This window comes from Peribacillus sp. SRI_006 (assembly GCF_057586375.1).
On sequence record NZ_JBYCZT010000002.1, the window covers coordinates 167887 to 192028 of the forward strand.

General features: G+C 38.0%; 27 protein-coding genes and 2 pseudogenes. 24 read left to right on the plus strand and 5 right to left on the minus strand.

Features of this window, described 5'->3' with window-relative positions; all coding sequences use genetic code 11:
• The first annotated feature begins 25 nt into the window (after positions 1-25).
• From AC2YHV_RS03120 to AC2YHV_RS03145, 6 genes and pseudogenes are all read left to right on the plus strand, one after another.
• Positions 26-790 (plus strand): NUDIX domain-containing protein, encoded by a 765-nt coding sequence (locus tag AC2YHV_RS03120; protein WP_487372559.1) that lies wholly within the window; start codon positions 26-28, stop codon positions 788-790.
• A 15-nt stretch (positions 791-805) separates the two neighbouring features.
• Positions 806-1357: a cysteine hydrolase family protein gene (locus AC2YHV_RS03125; protein ID WP_095678377.1), complete on the plus strand. Its 552-nt coding sequence runs from the start codon at positions 806-808 to the stop codon at positions 1355-1357.
• Between the two features lie 61 nt (positions 1358-1418).
• Entirely contained in the window at positions 1419-2888 is a 1470-nt protein-coding gene (locus AC2YHV_RS03130; protein ID WP_034312208.1) for a nicotinate phosphoribosyltransferase, read from the plus strand.
• A 34-nt stretch (positions 2889-2922) separates the two neighbouring features.
• Complete coding sequence (nadE, locus tag AC2YHV_RS03135; RefSeq protein WP_487372560.1) at positions 2923-3753, plus strand: NAD(+) synthase; 831 nt, start codon at positions 2923-2925, stop codon at positions 3751-3753.
• 122 nt (positions 3754-3875) lie between these two features.
• A pseudogene (locus AC2YHV_RS03140) lies at positions 3876-4886 on the plus strand (serine hydrolase domain-containing protein).
• Between the two features lie 347 nt (positions 4887-5233).
• Positions 5234-5527, plus strand: a complete 294-nt coding sequence (locus AC2YHV_RS03145) for a hypothetical protein (RefSeq protein ID WP_063576323.1) — start codon at positions 5234-5236, stop codon at positions 5525-5527.
• Between the two features lie 149 nt (positions 5528-5676).
• Here AC2YHV_RS03145 and AC2YHV_RS03150 read toward each other — a convergent pair whose 3' ends face one another.
• Entirely contained in the window at positions 5677-6081 is a 405-nt protein-coding gene (locus AC2YHV_RS03150; RefSeq protein WP_063576322.1) for a hypothetical protein, read from the minus strand.
• A 342-nt stretch (positions 6082-6423) separates the two neighbouring features.
• On the opposite strand from AC2YHV_RS03150, the gene AC2YHV_RS03155 reads away from it, so the two are divergent.
• The 15 genes and pseudogenes from AC2YHV_RS03155 to AC2YHV_RS03225 all read left to right on the plus strand — a co-directional run bounded on the left by AC2YHV_RS03155 (position 6424) and on the right by AC2YHV_RS03225 (position 15626).
• The gene (locus AC2YHV_RS03155; protein WP_487372561.1) at positions 6424-6672 is read left to right on the plus strand and encodes a hypothetical protein; all 249 of its coding nucleotides are present in this window, start codon (positions 6424-6426) and stop codon (positions 6670-6672) included.
• Between the two features lie 230 nt (positions 6673-6902).
• Positions 6903-7331 carry a YwqH-like family protein gene (locus AC2YHV_RS03160; RefSeq protein WP_034312189.1) on the plus strand — a complete coding sequence of 143 codons (429 nt, stop codon included), beginning with the start codon at positions 6903-6905 and terminating at the stop codon, positions 7329-7331.
• Complete coding sequence (locus tag AC2YHV_RS03165; protein WP_487372562.1) at positions 7331-7621, plus strand: YwqI/YxiC family protein; 291 nt, start codon at positions 7331-7333, stop codon at positions 7619-7621. Before AC2YHV_RS03160 ends, AC2YHV_RS03165 begins: the two co-directional genes overlap by 1 nt.
• Positions 7618-9642: a T7SS effector LXG polymorphic toxin gene (locus AC2YHV_RS03170; RefSeq protein ID WP_487372563.1), complete on the plus strand. Its 2025-nt coding sequence runs from the start codon at positions 7618-7620 to the stop codon at positions 9640-9642. Before AC2YHV_RS03165 ends, AC2YHV_RS03170 begins: the two co-directional genes overlap by 4 nt.
• Positions 9643-9663: 21 nt before the next feature.
• On the plus strand, positions 9664-10119 hold the full coding sequence (locus tag AC2YHV_RS03175; RefSeq protein WP_275732376.1) for an immunity protein YezG family protein: 456 nt from the start codon (positions 9664-9666) through the stop codon (positions 10117-10119).
• A gap of 498 nt (positions 10120-10617) precedes the next feature.
• Entirely contained in the window at positions 10618-10845 is a 228-nt protein-coding gene (locus tag AC2YHV_RS03180; RefSeq protein ID WP_487372564.1) for a hypothetical protein, read from the plus strand.
• A 101-nt stretch (positions 10846-10946) separates the two neighbouring features.
• A pseudogene (locus AC2YHV_RS03185) lies at positions 10947-11458 on the plus strand (polymorphic toxin type 15 domain-containing protein).
• A gap of 19 nt (positions 11459-11477) precedes the next feature.
• Complete coding sequence (locus AC2YHV_RS03190) at positions 11478-12026, plus strand: T6SS immunity protein Tdi1 domain-containing protein (protein WP_328118388.1); 549 nt, start codon at positions 11478-11480, stop codon at positions 12024-12026.
• A 323-nt stretch (positions 12027-12349) separates the two neighbouring features.
• Positions 12350-12817: an antitoxin YezG family protein gene (locus AC2YHV_RS03195; RefSeq protein WP_145505751.1), complete on the plus strand. Its 468-nt coding sequence runs from the start codon at positions 12350-12352 to the stop codon at positions 12815-12817.
• Positions 12818-13141: 324 nt separating this feature from the next.
• Positions 13142-13765, plus strand: coding sequence for a DNA/RNA non-specific endonuclease (locus AC2YHV_RS03200; RefSeq protein ID WP_487372565.1), 624 nt, complete (start codon positions 13142-13144; stop codon positions 13763-13765).
• Complete coding sequence (locus AC2YHV_RS03205; protein ID WP_101221985.1) at positions 13766-14176, plus strand: immunity protein YezG family protein; 411 nt, start codon at positions 13766-13768, stop codon at positions 14174-14176.
• Between the two features lie 230 nt (positions 14177-14406).
• A complete protein-coding gene (locus tag AC2YHV_RS03210; protein WP_487372566.1) occupies positions 14407-14643 on the plus strand; it encodes a hypothetical protein in 237 nt (78 codons plus the stop codon).
• Positions 14644-14785: 142 nt separating this feature from the next.
• On the plus strand, positions 14786-14986 hold the full coding sequence (locus AC2YHV_RS03215) for a DNA/RNA non-specific endonuclease (RefSeq protein ID WP_487372672.1): 201 nt from the start codon (positions 14786-14788) through the stop codon (positions 14984-14986).
• Between the two features lie 49 nt (positions 14987-15035).
• The gene (locus tag AC2YHV_RS03220) at positions 15036-15155 is read left to right on the plus strand and encodes a hypothetical protein (protein ID WP_369316113.1); all 120 of its coding nucleotides are present in this window, start codon (positions 15036-15038) and stop codon (positions 15153-15155) included.
• Between the two features lie 3 nt (positions 15156-15158).
• The gene (locus tag AC2YHV_RS03225) at positions 15159-15626 is read left to right on the plus strand and encodes an immunity protein YezG family protein (protein ID WP_487372567.1); all 468 of its coding nucleotides are present in this window, start codon (positions 15159-15161) and stop codon (positions 15624-15626) included.
• Between the two features lie 193 nt (positions 15627-15819).
• Here the strand turns inward: AC2YHV_RS03225 and AC2YHV_RS03230 are convergent, their stop codons facing one another.
• The 3 genes from AC2YHV_RS03230 to AC2YHV_RS03240 form a co-directional block, all read right to left on the minus strand.
• Positions 15820-16734, minus strand: coding sequence for an iron-hydroxamate ABC transporter substrate-binding protein (locus AC2YHV_RS03230; RefSeq protein WP_487372568.1), 915 nt, complete (start codon positions 16732-16734; stop codon positions 15820-15822).
• 987 nt (positions 16735-17721) lie between these two features.
• Entirely contained in the window at positions 17722-18933 is a 1212-nt protein-coding gene (locus tag AC2YHV_RS03235; protein WP_487372569.1) for a SpoIIE family protein phosphatase, read from the minus strand.
• A 22-nt stretch (positions 18934-18955) separates the two neighbouring features.
• Positions 18956-19777 carry an alpha/beta fold hydrolase gene (locus AC2YHV_RS03240; protein ID WP_034312169.1) on the minus strand — a complete coding sequence of 274 codons (822 nt, stop codon included), beginning with the start codon at positions 19775-19777 and terminating at the stop codon, positions 18956-18958.
• A gap of 527 nt (positions 19778-20304) precedes the next feature.
• Between AC2YHV_RS03240 and AC2YHV_RS03245 the strand changes: the two genes are divergently transcribed.
• Entirely contained in the window at positions 20305-20514 is a 210-nt protein-coding gene (locus tag AC2YHV_RS03245; RefSeq protein WP_034312165.1) for a hypothetical protein, read from the plus strand.
• A gap of 382 nt (positions 20515-20896) precedes the next feature.
• Positions 20897-21859: a peptidoglycan-binding protein gene (locus AC2YHV_RS03250; RefSeq protein WP_487372570.1), complete on the plus strand. Its 963-nt coding sequence runs from the start codon at positions 20897-20899 to the stop codon at positions 21857-21859.
• Between the two features lie 97 nt (positions 21860-21956).
• Here the strand turns inward: AC2YHV_RS03250 and AC2YHV_RS03255 are convergent, their stop codons facing one another.
• The gene (locus tag AC2YHV_RS03255) at positions 21957-22265 is read right to left on the minus strand and encodes a hypothetical protein (protein WP_413002901.1); all 309 of its coding nucleotides are present in this window, start codon (positions 22263-22265) and stop codon (positions 21957-21959) included.
• A gap of 257 nt (positions 22266-22522) precedes the next feature.
• Here AC2YHV_RS03255 and AC2YHV_RS03260 point away from each other — a divergent pair, with 257 nt between their 5' ends.
• Positions 22523-24127, plus strand: coding sequence for a phosphodiester glycosidase family protein (locus AC2YHV_RS03260; RefSeq protein ID WP_487372571.1), 1605 nt, complete (start codon positions 22523-22525; stop codon positions 24125-24127).
• Positions 24128-24142: the final 15 nt, after the last annotated feature.

Below are 24142 nucleotides of genomic sequence, written 5' to 3' on the forward strand. Positions count from 1 at the left end.
TTAGTGAAAGAAAGTGAGAGTTGCCATGGCTCAGCAGGAAATAAAGAAATATATTACTCCAGATGGATACACAGCAGATATTGCAATTTTTACTATTACTACAAAGAAAACGGCAGAGAAAGCCCCTCCTGAAATGTTTTTGAAGCTATTATTAATCAAACGTGCCTCAAAAGATAAGGAAGGAAGCCCCAATGTTGAAGGAGATAAATGGGCTTTACCCGGAGGCTTTGTCAATGCTTCCGAGACTGCCTATGAAGCAGCCAAACGAGAATTGAAAGAAGAAACGGGCGTAGCTGGATTCCATGTCAAGCATTTCGGGGTTTATGACCGCCCAGGGCGCGATCCCAGGGGATGGATCATATCCAATGCTTTTTATGCAATTGTCCAGGAAGAGTTTCTTCATCAAAGAAAAGCGAATGATGACGCAGCTGAGGTTGAATTGTTCACGATTCAGGAAGCCTTACAATTAGATCTTGCATTTGATCATTATACAATTATTAACGAAGCGATGAATGTATTGAAAAAAGAAATGGTGCAAACGACGATAGCCCAAAAATTCCTGCCTGATGAATTTACACTTTCTGAACTGCAACGGGTTTTGCTGACAGCCAGAGATGATGCAAAAATCAGTGCAGACTCCCTTTTTTATGCAAAGGCCCCGAAGCTTCCATTTTTGGAGAAAGTATTGGATGAAAAGGGAATGCAAAAGAAAACGAAACGTAATTCGTATCGGCCTTCACAGCTTTACCGGTTTAATGCAGAGGTTGTCATGGACTCTATTTACTATTAAGGGGGAATTGGTGAAATGGGAAAAAAGGCATTGATCAATATAGATTATACGTATGACTTCGTGGCAGACGGGGGTTCATTGACCTGCGGGAAGCCAGGTCAGGATATCGAGAAGGAACTTGTCAGTATAACCAAGGAATTTATCAAACAAGGCGAATATACGGTATTCGCTATTGATTTACATGAAGAAGGAGACCGCTTACATCCCGAAGCGAATTTGTTTCCACCACATAATATTAGCGGTACAATGGGTAGAGACCTATACGGGGCGTTAAAAGAGGAATATGAAACAAATAAAAATCAAAAGAATGTTCATTATATAGATAAAACACGTTATTCGGCCTTTGCAGGAACGGACCTTGATATCCGCCTGCGGGAACGTCACATTACCGATGTATATTTAGTCGGAGTTTGTACAGATATTTGCATTTTGCATACGGCAATCGACGCTTATAATTTAGGCTATAAAATTTTTGTATATGAACATGCAGTGGCCTCGTTCAATGATGCCGGTCACCATTGGGCGCTTGGACATTTTAAAGGGTCTCTTGGAGCAACCATTCTATAATTTCGATTCAAGCAACAGAATAGAAGGGAAGCGAATGCTTCTCTTTTGGGAGGAACTATCCATGGAAAAAAAATACAACGATGACAGTTACGCATTACACACTGACCTATACCAAATTAATATGGCCCAAACTTATTGGCAGGACAAAACACATAACCGCAAGGCAGTTTTCGAGATATTTTTCAGAAAGCTTCCATTTAATAGCGGATATGCGATTTTTGCAGGACTTGAAAAAATTGTCCATTACCTTCAAAACTTTTCCTTCTCGGAAAGTGATATCGACTATTTAAAAAATGATCTGCACTATGATGAAGAATTTTTGAAATATTTGAAGAACATCCGTTTCACGGGAGAGATCCGCTGCATGAAAGAGGGGGAGCTCGTCTTCGGCAATGAACCGATATTACGGGTGGAAGCACCGCTTGGTGAGGCTCAACTCATAGAAACTGCGTTGCTTAACATTGTGAACTATCACACACTCGTGGCAACAAAGGCATCACGCATCAAGCAGGTCATCGGTGAAGAATCTGCCCTAGAATTCGGTTCAAGGCGGGCGCAAGAAATGGATGCCGCAATTTGGGGAGCGAGAGCGGCCTATATTGCTGGCTTTGATTCCACTAGTAATGTACGTGCTGGAAAGCTGTTTGGCATTCCGGTTTCAGGGACGCATGCACATTCCATGATCCAAGCTTATAAAGATGAATATACGGCTTTTCATAAATATGCTGTTTCCCATAAAGACTGTGTATTCTTGGTTGATACGTATGATACATTGCGTTCTGGCATCCCGAATGCAATCCGTGTTGCCAAGGAGTTGGGTGATAAAATCAATTTCATTGGCGTCCGTCTTGACAGTGGTGATTTAGCTTACTTATCGAAAGAGGCAAGACGTATGCTTGATGCTGCAGGATTCCATGATGCGAAGATTGTCGCTTCCAATGACCTGGATGAATATACAATCATCAATCTGAAACAACAAGGAGCAAGAATTGACATTTGGGGCATCGGAACCAAATTGATTACGGCTTATGACCAGCCAGCGCTGGGTGCTGTTTATAAAATGGTTTCAATAGAGGGTGAAGATGGGAATATGAGAGATACCATCAAAATTTCTTCTAACCCTGAAAAGGTCACGACACCTGGCCTAAAACGAGTATATCGAATCATCAATAAAGTGAACCATCATGCTGAAGGTGATTATTTGGCGATGGAATATGAGAAGCCGCAGGAGCAGGAAAAATTAAAAATGTTTCATCCTGTCCATACATTCCTAAGTAAATTCGTCACGGATTTTGATGCGGTTGATCTGCATGTGGATATTTTCAAGGATGGAAGTTTGATTTATGAATTGCCGACCATAGATGAAATCAAGGCCTTCACGCAAAAAAATCTCCAAGTATTATGGCCGGAGTACCTTCGTGCCCTTAATCCTGAAGAATATCCGGTAGATCTAAGCCAGGATTGTTGGGATAATAAAATGAGGAATATAGATGAAGTTAAAGCCAAAGTAGAAAGAATGCTAACGAAATGACCTATCTATTTTATTAGAAAGCGGGGAAATGCCAATGCGTCCATTACAAAAAGAAATCGTAAAAAAATTACTTGTCCAACCAACGATCGATCCCGAAGCCGAATTCAGGAAAAGTGTTGATCTATTAAAAGGGTATATGAAGAAAAATACGTTTCTGAAAAGCTTCGTACTTGGAATTTCCGGAGGTCAAGATTCAACACTGGCTGGCTTTATTGCCCAAACCGCCGTCAATGAATTAAATGAAGAAACGAATGGCAGCGACTATAAGTTTGTTGCTGTAAGCTTGCCATATGGAGTACAGGCAGATGAAGAAGACAGGCAGCTGGCTTTAAAATTCATTAAGCCAAGCCAAACGGTTACAGTCAACATCAAGGAAGCGGTGGATGCATCTATCAAAGCTGTGGAAGAAGCAGTTTCTGAAAAGCTATCGAATTTCTTAAGGGGAAATGTTAAAGCACGAGAGCGAATGAAGGTGCAATATGATTTAGCCGGGCTGTATAAAGGCGTTGTGCTTGGTACGGATCATGCAGCTGAAGCGATTACAGGTTTCTTTACGAAACATGGTGATGGTGCAGCGGATATCATTCCTTTATACCGTTTAAATAAAAGGCAAGGAAAAGAAATCCTGAAATTCGTCGGTGCTCCTGAGCGCCTTTATACGAAAATACCGACGGCCGATTTAGAAGATGACAAACCGTTACTTCCTGATGAAGTGGCTTTAGGCGTTAGCTATGATGAAATCGATGATTACCTTGAAGGCAAGGAAATCAGAACGGAAGCAGCTGAAATCATCGAAGGATGGTATACTAAAACCGAACATAAACGCAATGAAGCCATCAATGTTTATGATACTTGGTGGAAATAACGAGTGAAATCTTAGATAAGTTATCCCGCATCACATAAGGTGCGGGTTTTTTGCTAGACCTAACAAGCACCTTTGCCAACACATCAGTAATGAAAATTTTACCGGCAAGGGAGACTCTACATATGGACATATCCAAGAATGTTGAAGCAACGGGAAAGGAAATTGAATTCTCGGGTGTAATCAGTGTGAAAGCGGGAGATGATCTGATTCATAGTTCAGCACATGGCTATTCCAATCGAGCGGACGAAATCATGAATATGACAGAAACAAGGTTCGGTATTGCTTCCGGTTGTAAACTGTTTACCGCGATAGCCATTTACCAGTTAATACAAAAAGGAAAACTTAGGTTCGATTCTAAACTTAAAAACTGTGTTCGGATCATGTTTCCTGTTTTCAATCAAAATGTGACCATACATCACCTCTTAACACACACTTCGGGCATCCCTGATTACTTTGATGAAGAAGTGATGGATGATTTTGAGGAGCTATGGCAGAATAATCCGATGTACCATGTAAAAGGATTAAAAGATTTCCTGCCAATGTTTCAAAATGAGGTGATGATGTTTCAACCCGGGGAAAGGTTCCATTACAATAATGCAGGCTAGATTTTATTAGGATTGATTGTTGAGGAACTAACCGGACTTTAATTTACCGAATATATCGACAAGAACATCTTTCTGCCTTGTGAAATGAAAAACTCCGGTTATTTTTCCATGGATCAGCTACCTAAAAATACTGCATTAGGGTACATAGACGAAGAAAATGGAGCATGGAGAACCTACGTTTATTCCCTTCCCATCAAAGGCAGTGCGGATGGAGGGGCGTATATTACCACATCAGATATGTTCAGGTTTTGGGAGGGGTTATTTTCCAATCGGTTACTGAAGCAAGAATATACCAATCTCTTATTGGAAACCCATATTGCTACAGAAGATGATGGGAAATACTATGGCTATGGTATATGGATCCGTAAAAAAAATGACGCGATTTTCAAATACCACCTTATGGGGTATGACCCGGGAGTAAGTTTCAATTCTGCGGTATATCCGTCAAAGCGATTGAGAACCGTCATTACTTCAAATAAAGGCATGGGTCCATACCATATTACTAGAGCGATCGAGAAAGAATTATAAAAATAAATGGAACCTTTCCACTAATGGAGGGTTCCATTGTTTATAGTCAATCTGAATTCATTCAAGTATTTTTTAAGAAAGGGACGAATTCGCATTCAATTGCTAAATTGGATCCAGAACTTCTGGAGTTTCAAGGGAAGAACCCCTTCTCTACCCTTATTCAAGAACGAAGCTTTAATGATGCGGCACACCAATTTTTTATTGTCGGAAATCTTTAAGGAGGTAGCTTTCTTAGGTTTCAAGGCTTTTCCAAACAAAGAATTTGTATATTTAAATATCTTGAAGTAGAGTATATTTAATATACTTTATTTTATCCGGTATTTTCCGATGGAGGTTCTTTTTACATTATGAAGGCAAGATATGAACTAGCGAACATGAACTTAACAGTAAGCAATGTGACTTTACGTAATGCTGCGGATAGCTATGTCCTCTTGAAAGCTGCAGATGATCAAAATAATGAAATCACGATCAAGCTTTCCCACGAACAAGCGGAATTCCTGGAAGCGGAATTAAGGGAAGTAAATCGCCGCCGCAGGGAAAATAGTCCTGATATATCAGGAAATGATCAGGAACGTATTAATGACGACGATTCTTTTAATCTGTTCAGCGTTGATTTATTCAATGAAAATGAATCGAAGTAATCCTCAAATCATATTTGCTTCTCTGTAACCTTGCTTTCGAATTAAGATGATGCTGCAGAGAATCCATCATTCCCGCCAATACAAAACCCGAATTTCCATTTATTGAAAGGCATTAGGAATGTTTTAAGCAAGGTGACCTATCGTTACCTTTATTTTGATTGCTTGAAAAAATTCTTCACAAATAGGAATATGGATGATAATACAGCAAAAACCATGAAAAATACGATGAACCCCCATAGGCCTATCGCCGCATCTTGAAACTCCATATTTCCTCTGCTGGTAAGGGCTTGCTGTATCTCTATGGCAAATACTAAAACAACCATGACTGTAAAGGTATAAAGGAAAGAGAGTATCGTTATCCCAAAACGCATCCGGGCAATTAAATTAGATAAAAATAACACGAACAAAAATATGATGATACCGATGATTCCCATTATCCAAAAATGCAAATCTTTGTCCGTTGCATTTGAATTTAATGTGTCACTTACAAAGAATAGGATGAAATCGTGAAGATTATTGACGATTTCAGCTAATATCTGGATGATTTCTTTCATTTCTCACACCTCCAATCCTTAGATTATAGCAGGTTATAAATCTATATAGAAGAGGGAAGGTCCTCGAGGCTATCAGACTGACCTTCGGTGGAAGGAATGGGAAATCATAAACATGCTTGGAAACGAAAAAAAACATAAATGAATGAAGAAATCAGTTCATGTAACTTCACCTAAATAAGGGTAGATTGAACAAAATACATAGAAAAATAAAGTAAATAATGGAAAGCAGGAGTGCCTATTTCCAATGTTTTAACACCTTAGAGATCTAAACCATAATTGTTTTAATCGGAATGCTAGTAAAAAATGTTTTTATTTAATGATTTCATGGTTGGGGGAAAAAGTATGAATGATATACATAATCATGTGTTAACAGTAATTGATTTTATGAAAACCGGACACAAAACTTGCTTTGTGAAGGTCATCGGTTTTGATGCTGAATCCGGACAGGATTTTAAAGGTGAAGTTAAATTTGTCGTTGATTTGCCTTTTGGTGATTTGATACATCCCGAGCGGTCACATTTATCCTCCTCTTGCAGGGAATTTGTTCGGGATGACCTGCTGCATAGATACAGTCAAGGGCAATTTGAATGAAGTGTTGGAAGTTTATATAGTGAATCCAAGGGGTTTACTTGTTTAAAATTGGTAAAATGCCGGGTATAAAGAATATGGTATGTAGGAACTTTTTTATGCCAAACTTCTCTTTCAACTGATAAAATAGCATATTTCTCCCTATTTAACTCTCGGACTTTAATCCTTATAATGTTAAATAAGAAAAATATGACAGTTAGTGTAGGATTATACTGTTTTCTGAGGTGAGTTTCATGGTATATGCAGATATTTTGAGTAATATACACTCTGCTATCTCCAGTAAAAAAGCTGATTTAAATGTGAAAATTGAACGATTAGAAAATGCAAAAAACGATATTATAAAAGAACAGAGCATGTGTCTTAACGAGATTAGGAAAATAAAAGAGCCTGAGCTTGGTGGCAGCTGGACAGGGAACCGTTCGGATCACTTTCAGGATGCACGTCATGATGCTTATAATGTGATGTTCAGTATCATTCATGACGATTATGATGATTACCAATGGAAAATCGAAGCGATGATTACAAAGCTGAATGCAGAGAATACGCTTCTTAGCATAGCGGGGAATATAGCCCAAGAAGCCGACTCCCTTTTGAACAAAGGCGAAGAGGCATTTGAGCAGCTGGAAAGTAAAATATCCGATTTAAAAAGGCGGTTGTTTTAATGACGACAATCAAACTGAATCATCCTGCCGTAATGAAGCAAGTCGATCAAGTGAAGACGGCACTTGGTACAGTCACGCTTGGAAATTTGCCGGCAGGCGAGCTTGTCAACAATAAATTGGAATTCACTTCGAAATGGATCGATCGGGAAACGAACCTGGAGAAGGTCTTCGAGCAATATATCAAAATCGTCCAGAAAAATGTGGAAGATACCCGTGCCAACATTGACTTATTAAAAGAACAGGATGAAGCCATCTCTCATACGTCTTCACATGGGTATCCTGTGAGATGAAAATATATGAAGCCGAGACATTGACGGCCGCAACCAAGTCGCGAGCTAAGCAATATGAAGATCTAAAGAAGGAAGTCGCAGCCCTGAAAAAGGAATTTCAGGGCATTGTCGGCCTTGATAACGAGTTTCAGGGAGCCGGTGCTACCGCCATCAAAAGCTTCTATGAAGCGCAAATCGAGGTGGCGGACGCCTGGATGGAACTATTCACGACCCAAATCAGTTTTTTGGAAGGCATACCTGGCAGTCTGGAAGAGGCGGACCTCTCGGGAAATACGGTGGTCGAGGTTCCCTTTTTAGATGGCGAAGTGTCTAACGGCATCAACCAAGCCAAATCGCTTGTCGATGAACAAGCGAATGATCTCCAAAGAATCCTGAACAGCATTGACGATATTTTGCCTCTTGATCTGTTCGATCAAAAGGACTTTAATGAAAAAATCACGCTGGCCGGGCACAGGCTGGATGACACCGTGACAAAGGTCGATAATATCGACCGGCAATTGGTCGAGGAATATGATGTGTCCGTCGGGCAGGAAAACGTGGCCGTTGGGCTCTTCCGTGCCTTGCTTGATGCCACCAAACAGGACGGCAATGTATCGCCGATGACGTTCGATCAATCGGCATTCAAGAGCAGTGACGTCTATCAAGTAAAGGATGAAGTCGCCGGTCAGATGAAAGACTATCAGACCTTCAAAAAGGAACAAGCAGAAGCCCGGAAAATCGAACAGGAAATGGAAGAACTCGAAAATCGCCCATGGTACGAAAAAGCCTGGGATACGACAAAAACCTTTACAGGGGAATTCACGGGATATTATGATTCAATCAGGGCCTCAACCGGAGTCGATCCAGTAACGGGCCGCAAGCTGTCCGATGCCGAAAGAATCGCCGCCGGCGCCATGGCAGCCGCTGGGTTCATCCCCGTCGTCGGCTGGGCCGGCCGGGCCATCAAAGGCGGCAGCGCCCTATACAAAACGGCCAAAGGACTTAATGCAGCAGACCACGCACTAGATGCCTATAAAACGACAAAAGGCTTTAGCCTCCTCCAGAAAACCGAATACGGAATATACGGACTCCTCGCAGCCAACGGCCTCGGTGAAGCGGCCACAGGCAAAGACATGTTCGGCAACCAGCTAACCGAGGAACAGCGCCAGAACGGGCTGTTGATGGCACTAGGCATCGCCGGTGTGGCTGGTGCGGCGAAGGTCGCCGATAAAGTAGCAAGCGGTACAAAGTTCATCCCTTACAGCAAGGAATTTGCGCAAAAGCAGGTTCAGAAGGTTCAAGCTACAATAACAGACATCGCGAGATCAGGAAAAACCACGTTAAAAAATATAGGTGACGAACTAGGTAAAAAAGAAATACCTAAACGGATAAGTATGGAACAAGTTTCACTCGCAGGAGGACCAAACCTTCCCCAAGTTGTGATGGAAAAGCAGACAATTAAGGAAGCCTATCAGAGATTCACGGTGAAGAATAGCAAAGTAGATGGTGTTTTAGGGGAGAGTATTCCAAAGGGTACGGGTAAAGGTAGGGCTGAAGTAAGTGAAGTTAAAACATTAGTGGACAACAGACTACAGTTTACAAACGGAAGAAAAAATAGGTTAAAGCCTGATATTAGATATAAAACAGGAGAGTATGATTACTTTTATGAAACAGATAATGTAGGTAGGATTGTAAAATTTGAAACAGAAAATTTACAATTAACAACGAGAACAGATAGATTGTCACACAGCAAAAACACACCTGGTAAAGTAAAAGGTCAAGACCATGCAGGGCATTTGGCAGGTGATAGGTTTGGAGGCTCACCTAAAATTGATAATTTGGTTTCGCAATTATCTGATGTTAATTTGAAGCAATATAAGAAACTTGAAGAACTATGGGCTGCAGCTCTAAAAGAAACACCTCCCAAAAAAGTAACAGTTGATGTAAATATAATTTACTCTGGGAACGATATGCGTCCAGAGAAATTTATAGTCAGATACACTATCGATGGTGAGTTTGGTTCTGCAAATCTTAATAATTAATCAAAGGAGTGAAAAAGTAGTATGAGAGAATTTGAAGATATATTTAGTGAATTGCAAGCAGATATGATATCCATATGTATGGAATATGTTGAAGATAGAGCTGATAAAGTATATGTTTATGCTTCATGTGAAGAAGGAATTATTTCGAGCAGTTTCTTTTATTTGATTAACAATAAGTATGTAAAGTCTCATAAATTGAATGATGCATTGGAAAATGGGGAAGAAAGATACGATGTGTCTACTGAACGAGGGTTTATGGTACTTGATATTATCAATGAAAATACTGAAAAAATAAAAGTATTGTGCAAAGAATATGAAAGAGATATGCCCACTGAGATGAAATTAATATATGATGTAAAGAGTGGGAACTTCAAAGCTGAATACAAGTATGATTTAGTATACACTAATGACGATATTAAAACGGCCCATCATATTGCTAATGAGTGGTTTGAAGAGTTGAAAAATAATAACCTTTAAATTGTTTACACTCGAAGATACACTCTAATTTGAATTCATGACTCATCAAGGTTGTACCTTCAAGGTGTGTCAATGTAATTTTAATATTAGGTAATAAGAACGGAATTAGGACGGGATAACATTTTAATAGATAGGACCCCTCATAGATGTCATACTGTCAACATTAAAACATGAAATTTAATGATTTATTTAGAAAATGAACTTAAAGCGCTTGATTGTCTACTAAAGGCAACGAGTGCTTTTTAGCGTTAAAAATTAAAAGAGCACTATAATTTTTATAATACCCCTAAGTGTTAAATTATTATTGTCTGTAAATAGACTGTGACTGTGAACAGTGTATTACGAGAGCAAAGGAAAGAAGAGAATTATCTTTAACAATGGTTTTAAGGTAAGTTGAAATGGAAAATTAATCCGATAATATATGTGCCAGAAAGTCAAATACGAATTATAGGACTCCTCGCAGCCAATGGCCTCGGCGAAGCGGCCACCGGCAAAGACATGTTCGGCAACCAGCTAACCGAGGAACAGAGCCAGAACGGACTATTGATGGCACTCGGAATCGGCGGTGTGGCAGGTGCGGCGAAGGTCGCAGATAAAGTAGCAAGTGGTACAAAGTTCGTCCCTTACAGCAAGGAATTTGCGAAAAAGCAGGTTCAGAAGGTTCAAGCCTTCGGCAGGAAATTGGCAAGGTGGAAGTACCTCTCCGGATTAGGGCCGAAGAATTAGCGACGGCGTATGGAAACAACTATAAACATGTCACATTTGATAAAACGACGATTAAGGATATCGTGCAGAAGTTTGCAGTGAAGAGTGATGGTGGTAAGGGGATGGGTGTTTTGTACCATGTCCAAAGAATCTCAGAAATAGAAGTCAAGTTCAAGCAAAATCCTAAACATAATGCAGAAGAATTCGCAAGACAGTTAAAAGACCAAGAAAAAGGGTTGAATGGTTTAACTATTGATGAGTATTTAAAGAATAGAGAAAAATATATAGAAGAAGGAAGAGCTTTAGAAGGGAATGCGCTCAAAAGGCTGCAAGAGTAAAAGCTTATTTAGATAAAGTTGATGAGTTAAGGGAGACAGGCTTATCTAGAAAAGAATCAGAAAAGCAGGCTACAGTATGGATAAATGAACAGGCTGCTTTACATAATCCAGATCAAATTGCGGGTGGCAATCCACTTGATATTGGTGGAATGGGAGATAAAAGGGTTAATTCATCCCTTGGTTCGCAATGGAGATATAGAATTGATGTTATAGATGAACAAATAAAAACTATTGCAGCTAGTATGACGGAAGTGGATAAAAAATCAATATACTTAAATGTGAAATTAATACAATGAAATAGAGGTGATTATAAAAATGTCAACTAACATTTTTGATAACTTTAAATTATTTGAAAAAGCACAAGCAGAAACTATTAATAATTTCAATGGTTACATACCTGAACAAGTATTAGAAGTGTGGAATAAATATGGTTTTGGTAGTATTTTAAACGGGTATTTAAATATTGTTAACCCAGAAAAATATAAGGAACTATTAAAGGATGTATATGTAAGAAACGAGGATGCTCTAGTATTGTTTACTACATCAATGGGGGATCTTGTTGTTTGGGAAGATAATAAATATTTAATTTTACTTAATTTTAGAAAGGGTGAAATTAAAGGGATATCGTCCGGTTTCAAATATTTCTTTCCTGATTTAGAAGATGAATCATTTTACGAAGAAATTTTAGATTGGAATCCTTATCCTGAAGCAGTTGATAAATATGGAGAACCAGATTTTGATGAATGCTTTGGTTATACCCCTCTCCTTGGATTAGGTGGAACTGAGAATGTGGAAAACTTGAAAAAGGTGAAACTTATTGAGCATATTTATCTAATTACTCAATTCATGGGACCAATCGAATAAGAGTCAATGAAGTTGAAAAGATGGTTGATGATTACAAGTGACTATCAAAAGTAAATGAATCCAGGGTCTTTTTTGGGGTTAAGTCAAAAAGCATAAAACTCAGGGGCTTATCGTTTTTTTCGATAAGCTCTTTTAATTTGGTGAAAAAAGAATCCTAAATACCAGAAACTGGTTATGTGAGAAAGTAGAAAAGAAATATTAAATCCCCAAGTAACACTCCAAGGATAAGACAGACATAGTAACAAAGAAACTAAAATCCTCCCCTACCAGTTAGGAATATTGGAGATATGGACATTTGAAAATTGAGCAGGAGGTAGGTAAGTATGAATGATATTAAACTTAATAGTATTTATCAAAAAATAGCCCAAACTATTAATGAAACTATACCAGAGGAATGGTCAAAGGTATTAATGTACGGTGAAATTGCTGACGGTACCGGTACGGCTTTCTTTTTTTATTATAATCCTAATAGTGAATTGCCTATTTATAGTCATGATATACCTGAAATATATAGTTTAAACGAAGAAGAATATGATAAATTATGGTATCAATTATTAGATGAATTAAAATTATTATCAGATGAATTTAAAAATAATAATCAAGAACAATGGACCAATTTAACTTTTACTTTAGAAAGTACCGGTAAATTTAAGGTTGACTATGATTATGAGGATTTATCCAATGCAGATGATCACGAAAGAAGGGTTATTTGGGAATATACTCGTTTAGGCCTTTTACCCGAATCTGAATATGATAAGAGGATTTTAGAAGAATACCTCAAGAAAGAATAATGGAGGATAAGTAAAGCTTGTTCTTTTTATGACCTTAACGCAAAAGTTAAGGTCTTTTCATTGTTGAAATAGAATATGTATCATCTATCGCTTCTCAGATAATAGGCCGTGAGGACTTAAAATCATATAGATTTACTTTAAGGCAAGGTGGCATAGAAAAAAGTATCAAGTGGTACAAAGTTCATCCCTTACAGCAAGGAATTTGCGCAAAAGCAGGTTCAGAAGGTTCAAGCTACAATAACAGACATCGCGAGATCAGGAAAAACCACGTTAAAAAATATAGGTGACGAACTAGGTAAAAAAGAAATACCTAAACGGATAAGTGTGGAACAAGTTTCACTCGCAGGAGGACCAAGCCTTCCCCATGTTATGATTGAAAAGCAGACAATTAAGGAAGCCTATCAGAAATTCACGGTGAAGGATAAAAAAGTAGAGGGTGTTTCAGGGGAGAGTGTTCCTAAGGGTATAGATAACGTTAGATATGGTGAACAATACACGAAAGTAAATCGTAAGAAGACCTTAAAACCCAATGTAGAGTATACAACAAAAGAAGGATATAAATATACCACTGATAATAACGGACGTATTGCGATTGCTGAAGCTAAATTAGAATTGGGTAAAGCAAAACGAAATCCTTATGCCCAAAGAAAGGTTGGAGGAGACGATAGACTATCAAACGATGATGGTGGACATTTAATTGCAAGTATCTTTAAAGGTTCTGGTGAAATAGATAACTTAGTACCCATGAATGCTACTTTAAATAGGAGTGAATATAAGACTCTAGAGAATACATGGAAGAAGGCTTTAGTAGAGGGTAAAGAAGTAACCATTAAAGTAAAACCCATATATGAGGCACAATCAGCTAGACCAAGTGAGTTTAAAATCAACTATGTAATAGATGGTAAAAAATATTCAGATAGATTAACTAATTATTTAGGAGGTAAGTAGATGGAAACCAAAATAATGGAGCAGACATATCAACAAATTGCGAATACATTAATTAATATAATTCCAGAGGATTGGAAACAAATCTTTTTATACGCTGAATTTAGAGAAGGTTATAAAAAAGTTTTTTTCTATTATTACCCTGAAACTGGAGGGGAACCAGTATATAGTCTGGATATAACAGATTTATTTAATGTTGATGAGGAAGAGTTTGATGGGCTTGATGATGATTTATATAATTATTTTTCAAGATTGCGTGAAGAATTTAAGGAGCAAGAACAGGAACTATGGACAAACCTAACTTTCATTTTAGATAACACAGGAAAAATGAAAATAAATTATGGATATGAGGATATTTCAGAACTTAGCCCAGTAGAAAAACAAGATAAATGGGAAGCTGAATATCTAAAGTAAAACATTATATAGAATAAAACCCCTTGATTGGCTAAATACCTTTCAAGGTTTCTTTTTTTTTGGGAGCACCTAGTGCCGAATAAATAGTTTGGTACTAAGAGAGTAGAGATAACACTTATTAGTTATAAATAATGTTTGACAAAAATTTATCGTACATAAAAACAACTTTAAAAACAGGTACCCTATTTAAGCCCTATGGTTACCTCAGATAAAAGGCCGTCAGGTCTAAAGTGGTACAAAGTTCATCCCTTACAGCAAGGAATTTGCGCAAAAGCAGGTTCAGAAGGTTCAAGGCCTTCGGCAGGGAAATCGGCAAGGTGGAAGGACCTCTCCGGATTAGGGTCGAAGAATTAGCGACGGCGTATGGAAACAACTATAAACATGTCACATTTGATAAAACGACGATTAAGGATATCGTGCAGAGTTTGCGGCGAAGAGTGATGGTGATAAGGGTACAGGCAAAGTAGTGCTTGCAAAGGGCTCCATTGAAATTACAAAAGTGGAGTATGGAAAGCATTATACAAGAGAGCGAATGAAGAAAGTCTTAAAACCGAATATTGAATATACATCCACTGGTGGTCATGTATATAAAACAGACGAAAAGGGTGGATTACAAGTGTAGAAGGTTCTCTCGACTTAGGCAGTGGTAAACGAAACAATTATGCTCAGCGGATTGCTGGAAGGGAAGACCGCTTGCCAGATGATCAAGGGGGCCACTTAATCGCCAGCATATTTAATGGATCTGGTCATCTAGACAACCTTGTTCCTATGAATGCAAACCTGAATATGGGAGAATGGAAAAAAACTTGATATATCTTGGGCAAAAGCTTTAGACAGTAATCCTCCTAAAACAGTAGAAGTGAAAATATATCCTGTGTATGAGGGAAATTCAACTCGACCTACAAGTTTCGATTTAGAGTATAAAATTTACGATGGCCGTTGGGATTTAAGAACATTCGAAAATAGAGCAGGGGGATAAAAAATGAATGAATCAAAACTAAATGAATATTACCTGAAAATAGCTCAAACTGTAAATGGGATGATTCCAGAAGAATGGAGTAAAGTAATTTTGTATGGAGAAGTTAATGAGGGGACAGGGACTGCGTTCTTTTTCTATCAGTCTATTATTAATGATAAACTCATATATAGTCACGATATCCCTAAATTACATAGTATTAGTAGAATAGAGTATAGAGAAACATGGCTGAGGTTAATAAAGGTTTTAAAAGAATTATTAGATGAATTTAAAGATAATAATCAAGAACAATGGACCAATTTAACTTTTACTTTAGAAAGTACAGGAAAATTTAAGGTTGACTATGATTATGAAGATTTATCAGATGCAGATGATCACGAAAGAAGGGTTATTTGGGAATATACTCGTTTGGGTCTTTTACCTGAAACTGAATATGATAAGAGTATTTTAGAAGAATACCTCAAGATAGACTAGTGGAGGATAAGAAAAGCTTGTTTTTTTGTATGACCTTAACGGTAAAGTTTAGGTCTTTTCATTTGATATGAATATCAGTTGGATTTAGCACTTGATTGCCTTTTAGGCAAAAGTGCTTTTTGTTTTTTCGAAGATACAAGTATAAAACACATTAAAGAAGGAATTCTCATTTAAAGAATTCCTTCATTGCATACTATTTGTTAAGAAATGATTTTTCGAAAAATTCCAGAAGATGTTCTAGAGTGATTGGATCACTGTAGGTGGATGCTTTACTATTTATTTCAAATATACGATCGTTCTTAACTGCAGGAATATTTTTCCACGTTTCGGTCTCCACAAATGAATTAACTACATCAGGGTTTTTACTAAAGATAATATAATCTCCAGTATACTCAGGAAGCACTTCAGATGAGAGGACATAAATGCCGGATTTAAGTGCCTTTTCTTTTACTTTTTCAGGCATTTTCAAGTTCATTGCTTGATACAATATTTCTGTTCCGCGTGCATAATTATTTCCAAATACATAAAACTCTTTGGCATCATTTTCAATGACAGAAACGGTTGCATCTTCACCAATTTTTGCACGTATCGCTTTTCCTGCTGTTTCTGCACGCGTTTCGAAATCTTTAACCCATTCTTTTGCTTCCTTTTCTTTGTTTAAAAGTTTTCCGATTTCTATTTGCTGTGATAAATAATCTAATTTTCCCCAAGTGAATACAACAGTCGGAGCAATTTCATTAAGCTTTCCGATATTTTTCATCTCGGATCCGGCTATGATTAGGTCTGGTTCCAGTTCAATGATTTTCTCCAGGTCATCTTCTGAAACGACTTCCACACCCTTAAGTCTATCTTTAAAAAGGGGATTCATATTAGTCCATTGATCTATTCCAACAATATTACCTTCCAAAGCCAATACATTAGGTCCATTGGAGAGAGCAATTATTCTTTTTGGGTTTTTAGGAATCTCAACAGGACCAGTTTCTGATTGATATGTAATTGTTTCTGATTTTGTCTTGGAATCATTATTTTCGTTCGCTTTCTCGTTGTTCCCACAGGCACTAAGGATAAGCACGAACAAGAGCAGGAAGGGTATGAATAGCTTTTTCATTTTGATTTTCTCCTTACTGATATAGTGTAGGTTAAAAATATACAAAAAAATATCTAATTAATAATGATATTCATTTTCAATGACTACATCAACATATTAATAGGAATGATAATCATTGTCAATAACTTTCGCCAGATTGCTAAACTCCGTGAACTAAACCGTCACCCCTCCTAGTCTTTTGTTTTTCTTCGTAAACCAAGTCTAGTAGTTAAAGGTGGATAGCACATTCAACGGATGCCGCATCCTAAGAAGTGGGATAAAATAGCTCGGTACGTGTCATCATTTTCCGCATGCTTCGTTAAATACTTGATATTGAGTTTTTTTCGATTAACTCTTATTAAAATAATGACAAGTAGTTGTTTACATAACTATATTATGGTTTAATCGTTGAGAAATCATATATGTTTGAACGAAAATAATGTGCGAAGATCGTTTATTCCTGGCCATAAAACTTGGGGAGATTTCAGTTTGCTTCCACATACTTTGGAAATTGTCCAGAATCATGGAAGATGAATTGATTTGCATTCAGTCTAAACTTTTAGCAACTTGTCCACACCTTCCATCAGTCCATGCATATACAATAGTAAGGAGGGTGTTAGGATGGAGATAAACTGTTGTTATGAAGAAAAATGTTTTGAGAACAATGACCCAAGTACAGTATGGTTTCCTGGAAAGCGTTGTAAATGTAAGTGCAAATGCAAAAAAAACAAGCGCCGTTTTCATTAATCACTAAATGAATGACTGGATATAAGTTGTTCAACAGAGGCAGGCCCAGCGGCTGCCTTTTTTATTTGGACATGCGTGATATATATTAGTGGAATTGCGCTGAAATATAAAGATGAAAAAAACACTCAACCATTATGGTTGAGTGTCTAAAGTTAATCCCTAAATAGAAGCGTTTCGAACATAGTATCCACTATACGAACTCCCAAGAAATTGAACAGTAACTTGGATTAGTTATGTAGCAGATAGCCCAACCCCAATGTCTTATTTTAGTTTAACTAAAATAAGACATTGGTCATCTTTACGTTGGAGAGTGTCCTCTTCATATCTAAGCGTTTGTATAACTTCCTCCTTAATTGTGGATAAAGGGGCAGTGGAATAGGTCTTTAACAATGAGCATAAACGGTCTGAACCTATAGGTTCTTCAACTCCATCTGTATAAAGGCACAGCATACTTTCCTTATTGTATGTAACGGTATTTGTTTTAAAAAGTATATCTTCAAACATCCCGAGTGGTGGCCGATTAGAACGCAACTCATATTGTTTTCCGTTTATATCCTGTAAAAGAACGGATGGATGGCCTGCATTGATATAATTAATTTCTCTCTTATCAGTATCGATTAAAAGGTAGACGGCTGTGCAGTAATGAGAAGATTTACTTGTGTTTTTGAATAAAGAATGGAGATGGTCATCTAATTCCTTCATCACCGTTTTCACTTCCGAACCTTTTAAAATTAATCTTTCAAATATGGAATGCAGTGACATGGTTATTAGGGCAGAAGAAAGCCCGTGCCCCATCACATCAAGTAGGATAAGGCCATACCGTTGGGCGTCAATTTGGTAAAAACCATATATATCACCCGATAATTGATTGGAGCCTTTATAATACGCTTGAATTTCAAGATGTTCATTAATAATAGGAACTGGTAATAGTGTCTCCTGTATCTTTTTTGCAAGACCCAGCTCTCTTTCTGTATCCACTTTGAATTTTTCATTTTTTTCGTTCAATTCAATCAGCTTATTCTTTTGCATTTTCATCGTTTCATGAGCAATCTCTAAATCAGCATAAGCCTTATTCCTAGCATTTAGTGCGGTCTCTGCTTCTTTTTTCGCTATAAGAAGCTCATTTTCTAATTCGTTTCTTTTTCGCATTGGAATCACCACACACTCAATAATGGTTCTTCCATCTCGCTCTCTTTGAACAGCGTTGAGTAACACAGGGATTTCTTCATCATCTACAGACTTTAAGGATATATATATTTCCTCAATCTGATTTTCTAATTTAATCAGAGGAACCAGATAAAGCTGATGAAAGAGTATAGCTGAAGCCGAAAGGATATAATTAATAGGCTGCCCTTGCAATTGATCGAGATTATACCCCAATAATTTAAGTAAGGTTTGATTAACGGATAAAATATCATCTTCTTCTGATAAAGTTAAATATCCGCAGGGTGCCTCATTCAGTTGTTCATTCACAAAAATTCACACCCATCTCTATCTATAAATCGTTTGTCGGAAATTCATCCAAAAACTGTCGAATTAAGAATATCGTCTCTTCAGGATGACTCATATGTGGACAGTGTCCTGTTGCTTTCATCATCTTCAATGTACTATCGGGAAGATGCTTATGAATATATTCACCTACTGCTGACGGAGCAATAACATCTTTGGAACATTGCAAAATGAGTGATGGTACTTTTACTTTTGCTAAATCTTTACGGTTGTCTGCAAAAAAGGTAACCTCCGCAAATTGTCGTGCGATAATGGGATCAGTAGAACAAAAACGATTCTCTAAATCCCGTTTAAGCTCTGGGCGATCTGGATTACTCATGACCGTTCCCGCAAAAGCGGTTGCCCAGCCTATGTAATTTTTGTCCATCATATCAATCAATCCTAAAAGTTGTTCTTTCTCGAATCCCCCGTAATAATCATTAGGGAGATTAAGGTAGCAAGGGGAAGGACCAACCAGGACAAGTTTAGAAAAATATTCAGGATGTTTAATGGATGCCAGCATCCCAATCACACATCCAACAGAGTGTCCAACAAATATAGCATCTTTTAGGTCTAATGCCGAACAAACATCAAGTACGTCTTGTGCATACCCATCAAGAGTACTGTATCTTTCCACATTATATGCCTGTATATCTGAATTACCTGACCCAACATAGTCAAATAGAATAATATGGTATTCATCTTCGAAATCTTTTGCAACTGATTGCCAGACATTTTGATCACAACCAAAACCTGGTGCAAATATCATTGGTCGTGTACCTCTTCCTCTAATCTTTACATTATTACGCAATAAAATATTGGGATTCATGATTGGCTCCTTCATTTAGAAGATATACTCACTATATGGTAACACTAACCTTATTCGAATTAAAGAAATACACTTTAGCTGAAAATTGTCTGAGCTTGAACAGGAATGAGGAGAGTGGTATACACTTGTTGGGGGTTCAAAACTTTGGAAACTCTCGGTCTTTCGTATACAGGAACCTCTTATACCTTGAAAAGGTCGACAACGTTCCTTGATAATATGGAAAGCCTTATTTTAAAAAGGGGTCAAATACGAGGGATTTTTTGATTAGATCGCTAAGAAATATATGGTCATGATATTATATTTTAATAGATAAAGGGTTTTTGTATGGGTAACTTAAACATCTCCCTTTTTCTGACCCAAATCCTTGAATATTGTTTTACCCCTATCTGATCCCTAATTGGAGCTATTAATAACTAGCTTCAGTTTTTTTTCGCAAAATAATTATTGAAATAATAAATCGTTATCGGACGCCTTCTTTGTTTTTCCTGTATAATAATACTATATTTTACATTTGGGAGGGATTATTCATGGACGAAGCCAGCAGTTTAATAGGGCTTTTTGCAATCATACCGATTTTGTTTTATTTGGGACTTATTGTTTTAAGTGTTTATTTCATTATTAAGATCATAAAATTCATCAATGCAAAGACAAGATTAGATCAAGAAAGAAATGAAAAGCTGGATGAATTGATAAAAGTCATTGGAAAAGATAAGGAAGATCAGAATAAGCCACTTTAATATAAAGGCCCTTTTCGTAAAGATTGTTGTTTTTAAAACGAAACCATTTTAGGTTGATTGGAGCGGAAGTGCGAGACTCCTGCGGGAGCAGCGGGACAGGTGAGACCCCAAAGGCGTTTACGCCGAGGACGCTCACCGCCCGCCCCGCAAAGCGAGCACCTGGAGGGGAAATCAACCACACTGCACTACTTCGAAAATAGCAACAAAGTATGCGAAAACAGCCAATATAAAAAAGCACAATTCCATTAGGGGTTGTGCTTTTTTTATTTAAGAAGGATGAAGCTTACTAGATCCACATAAAAAGGGCGATTTTTTTGTAACGTCAAGGTAGGGGTACAAGCATTTCCTAATTAGTACCATAACATATTAGGAGGTGATTGAATTGACAGTTAAATTAGAAACTTTATTGGAACGTTCAGAAAAGAATATGGGCAGCGGAATTCATCCAGTCGTAAAAGAATCAGCTTTGGAAATGGTTAAACGGGCATACCAAGAAGGCATTTTCGTGCAAATCAGCGCAGGTTATCGGTCTATGGAAGAGCAAGCAAAGCTATATGGTCAAGGTCGCCTAGGTTATATATACGATGGTAAAAACTATAGTGATTTATCGAAGCCGAGAGTGACCAACGCGATGCCAGGTCAATCTTACCATAACTATGGACTAGCCATTGATTATGTCATAGTCAGCGATGATGGAAAGAATGGCATATGGACAGTTGATGAAAAATGGAGACGTGTAGCGGCTATTGGTAAATCCTTGGGCTTTGCATGGGGCGGGGATTGGTCAAGCTTTAAAGATTATCCGCACTTGGATATGACGGGCGGACTGACTTATTCTCAGTTAAATGCGGGAACAAAGCCTAGACTGATATCAAAAGTGAATGGAACCACTCCACCACCTACACAAGTCGAATCCGAAGTCATTGTAAAAGATACACCAGCAAAGGACAGCGGCAACCAAACTATCAAGTCCATTCAGAGGACATTAAATAGCAGATATAGAACAAAAATAGATGTTGATGGATATTATGGTCCCAATACTAAAAAAGCGCTGATCAAGGGTTTTCAAACCGAATTGAATAAACAATATGGTGCAAAGATTAAGGTTGATGGAATATGGGGGCCCCAAACAAAAGCGGCTTCACCTAATGTTAGGGAAGGGGCGGAAGGGAATATCACCTATATCCTTCAAGCTGCACTTTATTTGGAAGGACATAATCCACATGGCATGGATGGTATCTTTGGAAGCGGAACGGAAATAGCTGTGAAGGCTTTTCAAAGGGCCAATGGATTATCTGCAGACGGCATCGCAGGTGAAAATACCTTTGCAAAACTATTTGGATGATATTTGAAATGGAATAGAACTATATTGCTTAAAAGTGGCTTAGCAAAAAAAGCCCTATGAGGGCTTTTTTTATATGAATGAAAAAATAGCAGTCATTTTAAAAGTAAATATCCCAATCGTTTAGGAATCGAAGTATAAGAAACGTAAGAATACATATGGGGACAAGAAATGTAACCGCATTTACGAAATGAAAGTACTTTAATGCGGAATGCTTTTTGACTTTAATCAATAAATAGAAGAATGATGAAATTGCGATCAATGGGCATAACAAGCCAAGATCAGTTAATATGCTTGAAATTGGGTGGTTCATAACACTAAGTCCAATAAGGAATGAAGCAAGGCAAATAACATTGATAACCGACAAGATGATTGGTATTAACAACAAGTTCTTTTTTACTGTTTCCATAAATTTCACCTCCTGGGAGATAACCCCACACATATCTTATATTATTCATGATTATCCAGCAAAACTTTTGATTAACTGTATACAAAGACAAAATACTCAAATTTATCCATTCACAGATCTGAATTGTAATATTTATCGAGTATTTATGCTCATTTTTGTTCACTTAAAATTGACTGAAATATAATAGTTTTTTTAATTTTCCATCACATTTAGACAATAAAGTTAAAGGAAGACATAACTTTATTGGAGGAAAAAAAATGAAAAAAATATGGAAAAAGCCAATTTTGCCTATCGCCTCTATTAGTCTGGCATCTGTGATGTTTGTAAATGCCATTCCCGAAACTCCAGTTCAAGCAAAATTGAATGTTCAATCACAAGTGCAAACGAAAAATCATTTGCTTCCGCTTGGAACCCCAAATTTGCAGGAGAAAAGAACTTCCATGAATCTAGCACCAGGAGTGAAGTATACCAAAATCAATCGTGGTGAAACATCTTCTAAAGACTTTTACACAGTGGATGTAGCATTTGTTGAAACACAAAAGCAGGCAAAGGAATTGTTGGGAAATTTAAAGAAAGACGGTTTCAACAGGGCTCATATCATAAAAGAATCGGATCGGGCCGTGGATGACCGGAAAAAGGGACCGCTTGGGTACATTGTTCGCATCGGTCAATATCAGCTGGAAGCGGATGCAGCCGAAATGAAAAACAAGTTATCTGAAAAGGGATATTCGGGACTTCGGACCGTGTATACGGGTGAAGACGGAGAGAAAACAACAGGACCATGGGTAGTGAACGTCCTTGAAGTGGATCAGGATCGATTTAATGGGCATATGGTGCCTGAATTAGCAAATGATGCAGTGACAGGAAAAGAAACATTGACCCAAATCGCTGATAGAAATGATGCTATTGCAGGAGTTAATGCAGGATACTTTGTTATGGGAGAGAAGGATGGAACACCAGGCGATCTTGCCGGTATATTCGCAAGCAAAGGTCAACTTGTCAGTGAAGCTATAAATGGCCGTTCAGCTCTGATTTTATCTTCTGCTGAAGGGAAGGCAAATATTGCATCTGTGTCCACGTCAATTCAGGCTACTTCATCTGATGGGGCGGTTAGGGAAGTGGATGGATTGAATCGGAAGCCAGGATTAATCCGCAATTGTGGCGGTGTTGGAGGAGATACGACAACAGAACGGGCAAAACATGATTTTACTTGTAAAGATGAAAGTGAACTTATCCAATATACGTCCGTATTTGGAAAAAAGACAGAATCGGGCGACGGTATGGAAGTGGTAGTAAATCATGCCGGGGTAGTGGCGGAAATCCGTAACAAGCGTGGGGGAGACATTCCAAGCAGTGGTTCCGTTCTTGCGGGAACGGGGGAGGCGGCAGAGTGGCTTCGTGACCATGCCCGACAAGGAATGAAGATTCAAGTGAAAAGTAAAATCATCGGGGATGGAAAGCAATTAAAATTAGACCAAACTACAAGTATGATTAATGGAGGTCCTCGATTATTGGAAAACGGAGAAATTTCCATTAATGCCGTAGAGGAAGGCTTTCACTGGGAAGAAGATCCAGGCTTTTATTATCGTTTTGGGGAACGTCGTAATCCAAGAACGCTTGCAGGAATCAAAGAGAATGGCAATCTATTATTGGTCACCATTGATGGACGCGCACCCGGATGGAGCGTGGGAGCTAATTTTGAAGAAAGTGCGAAAGTCATGAAGTCATTAGGGGCAGTCGATGCCATCAATCTTGACGGCGGCGGATCGACGACCATGACAGTTGGGGATGACCGAGTCACAAGACCGTCTGATGCAGCAGGTGAACGCCCGATTGCCGACGGTATTCTGTTAGTAGAATAGATGGGCAGGGATTAT

What these genes read in the sequence shown, in the direction of transcription:
- AC2YHV_RS03145 (WP_063576323.1), top strand. Translation starts at nt 5,234, where the DNA reads ATGAAGGCAAGATATGAACTAGCGAACATGAACTTAACAGTAAGCAAT.
- AC2YHV_RS03155 (WP_487372561.1), top strand. Translation starts at nt 6,424, where the DNA reads ATGAATGATATACATAATCATGTGTTAACAGTAATTGATTTTATGAAA.
- AC2YHV_RS03205 (WP_101221985.1), top strand. Translation starts at nt 13,766, where the DNA reads ATGGAAACCAAAATAATGGAGCAGACATATCAACAAATTGCGAATACA.
- AC2YHV_RS03260 (WP_487372571.1), top strand. Translation starts at nt 22,523, where the DNA reads ATGAAAAAAATATGGAAAAAGCCAATTTTGCCTATCGCCTCTATTAGT.
- AC2YHV_RS03230 (WP_487372568.1), bottom strand. Translation starts at nt 16,734, where the DNA reads ATGAAAAAGCTATTCATACCCTTCCTGCTCTTGTTCGTGCTTATCCTT.
- AC2YHV_RS03170 (WP_487372563.1), top strand. Translation starts at nt 7,618, where the DNA reads ATGAAAATATATGAAGCCGAGACATTGACGGCCGCAACCAAGTCGCGA.
- AC2YHV_RS03225 (WP_487372567.1), top strand. Translation starts at nt 15,159, where the DNA reads ATGAATGAATCAAAACTAAATGAATATTACCTGAAAATAGCTCAAACT.
- AC2YHV_RS03125 (WP_095678377.1), top strand. Translation starts at nt 806, where the DNA reads ATGGGAAAAAAGGCATTGATCAATATAGATTATACGTATGACTTCGTG.
- AC2YHV_RS03240 (WP_034312169.1), bottom strand. Translation starts at nt 19,777, where the DNA reads ATGAATCCCAATATTTTATTGCGTAATAATGTAAAGATTAGAGGAAGA.
- AC2YHV_RS03120 (WP_487372559.1), top strand. Translation starts at nt 26, where the DNA reads ATGGCTCAGCAGGAAATAAAGAAATATATTACTCCAGATGGATACACA.
- AC2YHV_RS03150 (WP_063576322.1), bottom strand. Translation starts at nt 6,081, where the DNA reads ATGAAAGAAATCATCCAGATATTAGCTGAAATCGTCAATAATCTTCAC.
- AC2YHV_RS03175 (WP_275732376.1), top strand. Translation starts at nt 9,664, where the DNA reads ATGAGAGAATTTGAAGATATATTTAGTGAATTGCAAGCAGATATGATA.
- AC2YHV_RS03180 (WP_487372564.1), top strand. Translation starts at nt 10,618, where the DNA reads ATGTTCGGCAACCAGCTAACCGAGGAACAGAGCCAGAACGGACTATTG.
- AC2YHV_RS03190 (WP_328118388.1), top strand. Translation starts at nt 11,478, where the DNA reads ATGTCAACTAACATTTTTGATAACTTTAAATTATTTGAAAAAGCACAA.
- AC2YHV_RS03255 (WP_413002901.1), bottom strand. Translation starts at nt 22,265, where the DNA reads ATGGAAACAGTAAAAAAGAACTTGTTGTTAATACCAATCATCTTGTCG.
- nadE (WP_487372560.1), top strand. Translation starts at nt 2,923, where the DNA reads ATGCGTCCATTACAAAAAGAAATCGTAAAAAAATTACTTGTCCAACCA.
- AC2YHV_RS03160 (WP_034312189.1), top strand. Translation starts at nt 6,903, where the DNA reads ATGGTATATGCAGATATTTTGAGTAATATACACTCTGCTATCTCCAGT.
- AC2YHV_RS03245 (WP_034312165.1), top strand. Translation starts at nt 20,305, where the DNA reads ATGGACGAAGCCAGCAGTTTAATAGGGCTTTTTGCAATCATACCGATT.
- AC2YHV_RS03195 (WP_145505751.1), top strand. Translation starts at nt 12,350, where the DNA reads ATGAATGATATTAAACTTAATAGTATTTATCAAAAAATAGCCCAAACT.
- AC2YHV_RS03165 (WP_487372562.1), top strand. Translation starts at nt 7,331, where the DNA reads ATGACGACAATCAAACTGAATCATCCTGCCGTAATGAAGCAAGTCGAT.
- AC2YHV_RS03130 (WP_034312208.1), top strand. Translation starts at nt 1,419, where the DNA reads ATGGAAAAAAAATACAACGATGACAGTTACGCATTACACACTGACCTA.